The organism is Lewinella sp. W8, from assembly GCF_004375085.3.
Lineage (GTDB): Bacteria > Bacteroidota > Bacteroidia > Chitinophagales > Saprospiraceae > Neolewinella.
Genome location: NZ_SNAQ03000026.1, coordinates 62,591 through 71,128 on the forward strand (window position 1 = coordinate 62,591; position 8,538 = coordinate 71,128).

The following is an 8,538-nucleotide window of genomic DNA, read 5'->3' on the forward strand; positions in this document are numbered from 1 at the left end:
CCTTTGGCCTCCCCAAGCGCAGTCGCAACACATCGGAGGAGCTCCGCTTCGCTCCGACGCCTCCGATGAGCGCTACTTCTTTATTCACTTACTCCTACATCCTTCGGCCTAAATCCTAACCACATGGCACCTGCGCGCCGTCGCCCCTGCCTTAATTCAGCAATTCCGACGGGCGGATCATCAATCGGGGGCGTATCGTAAAATTTGTCCCGCCGTGCACAGGATAATGCCCGAAACTGTCCGGTCGGCGAACTGAAACCGCCGAAAAAAACGTTAGTTTTACCACGGTTCCTTCCCCGGCCACTCCCCAAATGACTTTGACTATGCGTTGGTTGCTATTTTCTGTACTGTTCATTTCTTCCCTCACCGTTTCCGCTCAGCTGAATCAGCTGGCGCAGCAGTATTACCGCGACGGAGAGTTTGAAAAATCCGCCGAGCTCTACCTGCAACTGGCGGAGGAGCGACCCGGCAACAGCTTTTATTTTGACCGTTACCTCTCCAGCCTGCTGCAGCTCGAGCGCTTTGAGGAAGCCGAATCGGCCATCAAGAAACAGCTCCGCAAGAGTCCCAAGGAAGTCTCACTGTACGTAAAGTACGGGCAGCTCAAGGAGCAACTCTTTGACGAGAAGGGGGCCAAAGAGCAGTACGAGAAGGCCATTGAAGAGCTTCCCGCCGATCAATTCCGCGTCACCCAACTGGCCAACGCCTTCATCGGCCTGACGAAGTACGAGTACGCCATCCAAACCTACCAGAAGGGAACGGAAATGCTTAAGGGACGGGCTAATTTCTCCTACTACCTCGGAGACCTCTACCGCCGCAAGGGCGACATTGGCCCGATGGTCAGCAACTACCTGGACGCCCTGGAGGCCGATCCCAAACGGATTCGGCAGGTCCGGTCCTACTTCCAGCGCTTCCTCGACAAGGAAGGCCTGCTGGAGGCCCAAAAACAACTCTACGCCCGGATTCAGGATAGCGACGCCAAGGACCCCACCTACCCGGAATTACTCGCCTGGGTGTTCATCCAGCGCAAAGACTACAAGGCCGCCCTGCGGCAGGCCCGGGCGCTGGATCGCCGCCTCGACGAAACCGGTGAGCGGGTGCTCAACATCGGCCGGATGGCCGCCAACGCCAAGGACTACGAAACGGCCATCGATGCTTTTGACTACATCACGGACAACAAGGGGGAAGCCAATCCCCTCTACCTGGAGGCCAAACGCGAGGGACTACTGACCCGCCGCCGGGCCATCACCGACGGCTACGATTACTCCCGCGAAGACCTGCTGGTGCTGGAAGAAGCCTACGTCAACTTCCTCAATGAGTTTGGTACCAATCCCGCCTCGGCCCGCATCGCCATCCAACTGGCCGAGCTGGAAGCCCTCTACCTCAACAACCTGAACGAAGGCATCCGGATTCTGCAGGAGGTGGTGGCCACCCCGGGCGTCAACCCCAAGACACAGGCGCGCGCCAAACTGGCGCTGGGCGACTACTTCCTCATGACCGGAGAAATCTGGGAATCCACCCTGCTCTATTCCCAGGTGGACAAGCGCTTCCAGGAAGACCTCCTGGGGCACGAAGCCCGCTTCCGGAACGCCCGACTGGCCTACTTCCGGGGGGACTTCCAGCTGGCCCAGTCGCAGTTCGACGTCCTCAAAGCCTCTACCTCTCGCCTGATCGCCAACGACGCCCTGGACCGCTCCGTCTTCATCATTGATAACCTCGGGCTGGACACCAGCGCCCTGGCCCTGCAAACCTACGCGGACGCCGAACTGCTCGTGTTCCAGAACAAGTTCGACGAGGCCTTTGGGACCCTGGACCGTCTCGTGGACGCCTTCCCCGGCCACGACCTGGAAGATGACGTCCTTTACCTCAAGGCCCAGGTGTACCAGAAACGCCGCAACTACGCCCAGGCGGCCACCACCTACCAGCAAATCGTGGATAATTTCCCGGAATCCATCCGACTGGACAACTCCCTCTGGGCCCTGGCGCAACTCTACGAAAACCAGCTCGACGACCGGGCTAAAGCACAAAGCCTCTACGAAACCCTCTTCATCGACTACAGCAACAGTATTCTGGCCGTGGAAGCCCGGAAGAAGTACCGGGAGCTGCGGGGGGATGCGGTGCAGTAGTTCGTTGGTCTGTTAGTTCGTTAGTCTTTTGGTCTGTTGGTTCTTTAGTCTGTTAGTAATTGGGAGGCACCAAAAACGGGCGGGGCTTCATCTAGGGGGTATGCGCCTCCTGATGTTTTTCTCCGTACTGCTCCCCTTCCTATTGTCCGCTCAGCCGGAGGATGGTTTATGGCACCACCGTGAACGGATGCCCGTACTGGCTCAATGCGCGGCGCTGCCCGGGGCGGAGGCTAAGCAATGTTCGGACGCGACGATGTTCCGCTTGCTGGCGATCTATTTGAAGTCCCCGGAGAATTGTATTGAAGGCATGGCCGTGGTTTCCTTCAAGATTGACGAACGTGGAATAGCGCAGGCCCCGTTTTTGGTCCGGGACATTCCGGGTGGCGGGGGCGAGGCGGCCCTGGCAGCCATGGAGGCCATCCGAGCGGACGGCCACTTGCGCTATCGCCCGGGGGCCATCCTGCTGAAGGACGGCTGGAAGCCCGTTGAAGTACAGTGGAACATGCCCGTCAGATTTAGCCTCGGGACTCACGAAAAGATGCTGGAAAAGGCTGAGGAGTGGTACCCCCACGACCGGGAACGCGTAAAACTCACCACGCCCCGGGCACTCTCCAAAACTACCCTACCAAAACTCTGCGACCTCCCGATCAATCCGGAGACGAGTGCGTGGACCGAAACGTTCTCGGCGGCCTTTCATCAACAATTCGCCAAAGTTATTACCGCTAAGCCCGTGGCCTCCCCCTGGTACGGGAAGGTAGACGTTCACCTTTCGCTGGATGAGGAAGGGAAGGTCACCAACGTCACCTTTTTGGACGAGATTCCCGCTGACCTTACCTCCCTGCTGCGCGAAACACTGTCGGTTATCCTGCGGCCGGGAAGCTCGCAAGAGGGCGATCCCGCCGCCGCCGTACTTTTGGAACTTCCGGTACTGGTCCGTTGAGGTGAAGCTTCCGTAGCATCTCGAAGCGTGCGGACCTGACAAGGTCGGGCCGCTCCTTTGAGTGTACCCTCGGTATCGTTCAAAAACGGGGATTTGTCAATGGTGGCCGGATGCTACAGACGAGTGAACCACCAGCGGAGGCCGCACCCGCCGCCGTACTGTTGGAACTGCCGGTGCTGGTGCGTTAAGGGGAATATCAATGGTGGCCGGAGGCACACTCAAAGGTGCTGCGCACACGTCGAGGTGCGGGTGAGTCTCCTAATTCAGTCGCCAGAAGTAGGGCGTGAAGAGCACCAGGACGGTGAAGATTTCTAGTCGGCCGACGAGCATGACGAAACTCAGGAAAACCTTGATGTGGCTGGGTAGCCAGGCGAAGTTATCGACCGGGCCGACGTCTCCGATTCCGGGGCCCACGTTGCCGAGACTGGTGGCCATGGCGCCGATGGCCGTCATGAAGTCCAGCCCCATCATGGCCAGGGCCACGGAGCCGAACACGAACAGGATGAGGTAGAGCAGCAGGAAGTTAAAAACGTGGGTGATAATTTTACCCGGCACGACTTCCCGGTTAATCCGCAGGGGTACGATGGCGGAGGGGTGCACGATGCGCTTGAACTCCAGGTAGCTGTTCTTGAAGAAGACCAGGTGCCGAATCAGCTTGATGCCACCGGAGGTGGAGCCCGCACAGGCGCCCAAAAAGAGCAGGACGAAGAAAATGAGCGTCAAACTGGTGGACCAGCCGGTGTAGTCGGCCGACACGAAGCCCGTGGTGGTCATGAGGCTCACGACCTGGAAGAGGCTATCCCGGAAGGATTGTTCAAACGCTCCCTGCGTCTCCAGCTGCACTCCGATGGTGATGATGATGGTCAGAAAGGCCACCAGACCCAGATAGGCCTTCAGTTCATCGCTTTTCCAGACCTCCGTCCAGCGGCGCTTCAGGCTTAAGTAGAGCACCGTATAGTTGATTCCCGCCAGGAACATAAACACGATCAGCAGGTACTGAATGCTGGGCCCAAAGGCCGCCGCGCTGGCGTTGCGGGTGCTGAAGCCCCCGGTGGCCATGGTCGTCAGGGCGTGATTGATAGCTTCGTAGGGCGACAGGCCGAAAATCCAGAGTAGTAGCCCGAGGACGCCGGTTAGGCCAACGTAGATAAACCACAGCCGCTTGGCCGTTTCGCTGATGCGGGGGTGGAGTTTATCGCTGGTCGGCCCGGGTGCCTCGGCGGCAAACAGCTCGATGCCCCCGATGCCGAGCAGGGGGAAGATGGCCACCGTCAGGACGATGATGCCCATGCCCCCGATCCACTGGGTGAGGCTGCGCCAGTAGAGCAGCCCCCGGGGCTGCGCTTCAATGTCTTCCAGTACCGAAGCACCGGTGGTGGTCATGCCGGAAACCGTTTCGAACAGGGCTTCCGGCACGGTCGGGATCATGCCGCTGTAGAGGTAGGGCAGCATCCCAAAGGTCACCATGGACAACCAGCTCAGGGCCACGATCAGGTAGCCCTCTCGCTTGCGAATGGGTACGCCCTTGGGGTTAGGTACCAGGAAGAGGAGGCCACCGAAGGCCACGCAGGTGAGCCCGGACAGCAAGAGGGGACGGACGTCCTCGTGGAATACGGCGCTGAAGGGAATGCCGGTCCACATCAGTCCCCCCACGATGCAGAGGAGGATGCTGATGATGCGGGCAATGGGTCGGTAATTGATCATTCCGGTACGCATACGCTAGCGGAATAATTCTTCCAGACGGCGAATGGCCTGTGGCAGGGCGAAGACGATCACGCGGTCGCCCAGCTGCAGCTGGGTGTCTCCGTTGGGAATCAGGGTTTCCTCTCCCCGGATCACGCCGCCGATCAGGGCCGTATCCGGGAAGTGAAGGTCCTTGAGGGTCTTCTTCGTCAGCTGGTTGCTTTTGGAGATGACGTATTCGATCACTTCGGCGTCTACCCCGTGCAGGCTGGTGATGGCCTCAATGTTTCCCTTCCGCACGAAGCGGAAGATGCTGTTGGCCGCCAGCAGCTTCTTGTTGATGAGCGTATCCACGCCGATGTTCTGGCTGATGTGGATGTACTCCTTGTTCTCCACCTGGGCGATGGTTTTATACACCCCGTGGTTGCGGGCCGTGAGGCAGGAGATGATGTTGGTCTCGCTGTTGCCCGTCAGGGCAACGAAGGCATCCATCCGGGAAAGGCCTTCCTCTTCCAGCAGGTCGACGTTCGTGTAATCTCCGCGGATGACCAGCACGTTGTTCAACTGCTCGTTGATGTACTGACACCGTTTTTTGGAATTGGCGATGATGGTCACGTTGTAGTTATCCTGCAGGCGGCGGGCCGTGGAGATGGCCAGGTCCGTTCCGCCCAGGATCATGGCGTTCCGGACCGTGCGCTTGGTTTTGCCCACGAAGTCCTCCACCAGGTTCGCCTTTTCCGGCTTGGTGATGAAGTAGATGTGGTCACTCTGCCGCAGCTGGGTATATCCGCGCGGGATGATGGTCTTGTGCCCCCGGAGGATGGCAATGGGGTGGAGGCCCACTTTGGTTTCGAGTTGCTCGATGTCGCTGAGGCGAACGCCCACCAGCGGACTGTCCTTATCCAGGGTGATGCCCAGCAGGGAGAGTTTACCGTCTTCAAATTCGAAGATGTCGGTAAAGGAGCACTGCTTGATCAGCCGTTCAATCTCCAGGGCGGCGAGCTGCCGCGGACTGATGATCTGGTCGATCCCCAACGAGCAAACCGTCTTGGTGTGGTCTTCTTCCAGGTACTCCTCGTTGTCTACCCGGGCGATTACCCGCCGACAGCCCATCTTTTTGGCCAGAATGGCCGCCATCATGTTGGTTTTCTCGGAGGTCGTCACCGCCAGCATCAGGTTGGAATTCCCGATCCGGGCCTGCTCCAACACCCCAATACTGGTCGCATCTCCCTTTACGGTAAGTACGTCCAGGTGACTTCCAGCGTAGTCCAGCACATCCTGATCATTGTCGATGAGCACGATGTCCTGATTCTCAGTGGCCAGTAACTCTGCGAGGTGGAAACCCACGTCGCCGGCACCGGCGATTACGATATTCATACGGTTATTTCAAGTCCGCAATTCGCCGCAAAGTTCGCAAATGTTTTGGTACTGCGCACGCTTTTCGGACGATGGTTACTAATTGATCGTCAGGGACTAGCAAGCTTTGGGCAACAACCCCAAGCTCCGCAAAACTCGTCGGGAACGTTGATTTTAAGAAAATGCAACGGCGTGCAGGTGCAAGGTCGTTTGGCAAAGGCGCCAGGTGGATTCGGCTTTCGGCCCCGGTCCGTCGCAAGGACTGGCAAGCTCTCTACGGGTCCGCGATGCATCGGACGTAGGAAGATAAAAGTTTCGCGCTGGACCTATGGCGTCCAGTAGTGTTCGGACGCCATTTCACTCGGCCACGCCTTCGCGAAATAGGCTTCCGACCACGGTTTGCCCCTGGCTTGATGCCGCATCGTGGTGTTCGGGAGATGCCCAACGTAGAGTGATAGAAGGTTTGCGCTGGACCTATGGCGTCCTATAGTGTTCGGACGCCATTCCACTCGGCTACGCCTTCGCGAAATAGGCTTCCGACCACGGTTTGCCCCTGGCCTGATACCCCCTCGTGGTGGTCGGGAGATGCCCGATAAACGCCGCTTCCTTCTTCTCTCTTTCTTCTTCTGCTGCTAACTACCTGCTACCTGCTCTTCTTCTGTCTTTCTTCTCCTCCGCCCTAGCCTTGGCCTCCATACCGATTCCTTTACGACCGGCTGGCAGAACAAGCCTTTTCCGGACACTCCTTCTCCGCCTCAGCCTTAGCCTTGCGACCGGCTTGCGGAGCAAGCCTTTTCCCGGCACTCCTTCTCCACCTTAGTCTCAGACTTAGCCTTGCGACCGGCTTGCGGAGCAAGCCTTTTCCGGGCACTTCTTTTCCGCCTTAGCCTTAATCCTAAATCCTCCCTCCTAAATCCTTATCTTGCTTCCACCTGACGTCAACGCCTCGATGAAGAAAAAACAAAAGATCCTGAATGATCCCGTTTACGGCTTCATCAGCATACCCTACGGCATCCTCTTTGACCTCGTCGAGCACCCCTACTTTCAGCGCCTGCGCAGCATCAAGCAGGTCAGCCTGACGCACTACGTCTACCCCGGAGCCCTGCACACCCGCTTCCACCATGCCCTCGGGGCCCTACACCTGATGCGGCAGGCCATCAGCAGCCTGCGGGCCAAGGGCGTCACCATCGGCGAGGAAGAAGCGGAGGCCGTCTGCATCGCCATCCTTCTGCACGACGTCGGTCACGGGCCCTTTTCCCATACCCTGGAGCACACCCTCATCGAAGCCCACCACGAAGACCTCTCGCTGCTCTTCATGGAACGGCTCAACGATGAATTCCGGGGCCAGTTAGACATGGCCATCGAGATCTTTAGGGGTACCTACCCCAAGCCCTTCCTGCACCAGCTCGTCAGCGGACAACTGGACATGGACCGCATGGACTATCTCAATCGCGACAGCTACTTCACCGGCGTGAGTGAGGGTGTCATCGGCTACGACCGGATCATCAAAATGCTCAACGTGGTGGACGACAAGCTCGTCGTGGAGGAAAAGGGCATCTACTCCGTCGAGCGCTTCCTGACCAGCCGGCGCATCATGTACTGGCAGGTCTACCTGCACAAGACCGTAGTGGCCGCCGAGCAAATGCTCATCCTCGTCCTGCAGCGGGCCCGGGCCCTGGCGGAGATGGGACAGGCGCCCTGGGCGCCACCGGCACTGGACTTCTTCATCCAGCGCCGCATCCGCGGCGCGGATTTTCGGGAAAACCGCAACGACCTCCTCGATTGCTTCGCCGCCCTCGACGACAGCGACATCACCGCCGCCGTAAAGGCCTGGCAGAAGCATCCCGACGGACTCCTCTCCTACCTCAGCTACGGCCTCCTCACCCGCAAACTCTTCCGCCTCGAATTCAGCAACGAGCGCATCCCTCTGGATTACCTCGAGCGCATCCGCACCGCCCTCCGCGATCACCCCCGACTACCCAAGTCCGCCGAAAAGCTGCTCATCTTTGGCAAGGAAAGCAACGCCGCCTACACCCTCGACAGCAAGGAAATCCAGGTACTGACCAAGCGCAACGGCGTCGTGCCCATGTCCCAACTCAGTGATTTCGCCATCGAGCCGCGGACGTTCACGAAGTACTTCGTGTGCTACCCGAAGGAGATTGATGGGGAGGTGTGAGGGCTGAAGGATTGAAGGATTGATTGAATGACTTACTAAAACTCTATGATGATGAAGAGATGGAATGCATTGACGGAAGAAGAAAGAACGCCGGAAGCGGGGTTAAGAGAGGCGAGGTTGAGGATAGAGGTGCACCTCCTCACAAAAGTGGACAGTTACTTCTGATCAAGTTGGCACTTTAGTTTTCGTCTTTCGTTCATACTCTTGGCGGACAGTTAGTCCTTTTAGTGTAGTATGAATGCGGTTAGTGTTGTACC

The 8,538-nt window shown here is 58.3% G+C and carries 5 protein-coding genes; 3 read left to right on the forward strand and 2 right to left on the reverse strand.

The window, feature by feature from the left end:
* The first annotated feature begins 323 nt into the window (after positions 1-323).
* Positions 324-2,126 (forward strand): tetratricopeptide repeat protein, encoded by a 1,803-nt coding sequence (locus tag E1J53_RS22175; protein ID WP_134274618.1) that lies wholly within the window; start codon positions 324-326, stop codon positions 2,124-2,126.
* Positions 2,127-2,226: 100 nt separating this feature from the next.
* Positions 2,227-3,066, forward strand: a complete 840-nt coding sequence (locus tag E1J53_RS22180) for a hypothetical protein (protein ID WP_134274619.1) — start codon at positions 2,227-2,229, stop codon at positions 3,064-3,066.
* 258 nt (positions 3,067-3,324) lie between these two features.
* Here the strand turns inward: E1J53_RS22180 and E1J53_RS22185 are convergent, their stop codons facing one another.
* Together E1J53_RS22185 and trkA are read right to left on the reverse strand one after the other, a co-directional pair.
* Positions 3,325-4,770: a TrkH family potassium uptake protein gene (locus E1J53_RS22185; RefSeq protein ID WP_134274624.1), complete on the reverse strand. Its 1,446-nt coding sequence runs from the start codon at positions 4,768-4,770 to the stop codon at positions 3,325-3,327.
* 15 nt (positions 4,771-4,785) lie between these two features.
* Positions 4,786-6,126: a Trk system potassium transporter TrkA gene (gene trkA, locus E1J53_RS22190; protein ID WP_134274620.1), complete on the reverse strand. Its 1,341-nt coding sequence runs from the start codon at positions 6,124-6,126 to the stop codon at positions 4,786-4,788.
* Between the two features lie 928 nt (positions 6,127-7,054).
* Between trkA and E1J53_RS22195 the strand changes: the two genes are divergently transcribed.
* Positions 7,055-8,281, forward strand: a complete 1,227-nt coding sequence (locus tag E1J53_RS22195) for an HD domain-containing protein (RefSeq protein WP_134274625.1) — start codon at positions 7,055-7,057, stop codon at positions 8,279-8,281.
* Positions 8,282-8,538 lie beyond the last annotated feature (257 nt).